Source organism: Blastococcus sp. TF02-09 (assembly GCF_003319105.1).
Lineage (GTDB): Bacteria > Actinomycetota > Actinomycetes > Mycobacteriales > Geodermatophilaceae > Blastococcus.
Genome location: NZ_QOHH01000036.1, coordinates 1 through 552, shown reverse-complemented (window position 1 = coordinate 552; position 552 = coordinate 1). Strand labels below are relative to the sequence as shown.

1 rRNA gene is annotated in these 552 nt (G+C 64.1%); it reads left to right on the top strand.

The features are described from left to right. Positions 1–103, top strand: a 16S ribosomal RNA gene (locus tag DQ239_RS20050); the annotation flags it as partial. Positions 104–552 lie beyond the last annotated feature (449 nt).

Sequence of the window (552 nt, the reverse complement as noted above, 5' to 3'; positions counted from 1 at the left end):
GGCCCAACCCTTGTGGAGGGAGCCGTCGAAGGCGGGATCGGCGATTGGGACGAAGTCGTAACAAGGTAGCCGTACCGGAAGGTGCGGCTGGATCACCTCCTTTCTAAGGAGCATTCTCACCGGCAAGCTGTTGCTTGCTGGTGCAGAGCCGCGCCCACACCGTGATCGGTGCCCATCTGCGGGTGCCGGCGGAGCGTGTGGGGTGGTGCTCGAGGGTGGAACGCTGACCAGTTCGGCCGGCAGCTGTGGCTGCTCCTAGTACGGCCCGCTTGTCGGGTGTGGAACGGGGTGGGTGCGGGTGGTCCGGTCGTAGGCACGCTGTTGGGTCCTGAGAGAGCGGACCACTGTCCGGGGAGGGATCCCTGGGGGGTGGGAGGCGATCTTGTGTCAGGGCCGGTCTGCATCTCATATCGTCTCGCCCCTGTGGGGTGGGGGTCTGGTGGGGTCGGGTGACCGGTGTCTGGTCGTACGTTGAGAACTGCACAGTGGACGCGAGCATCTTTTGACTCTTGTTTTGTCGAGAGTTCTTGTAGGCCCGCACAGCAGGTGTCC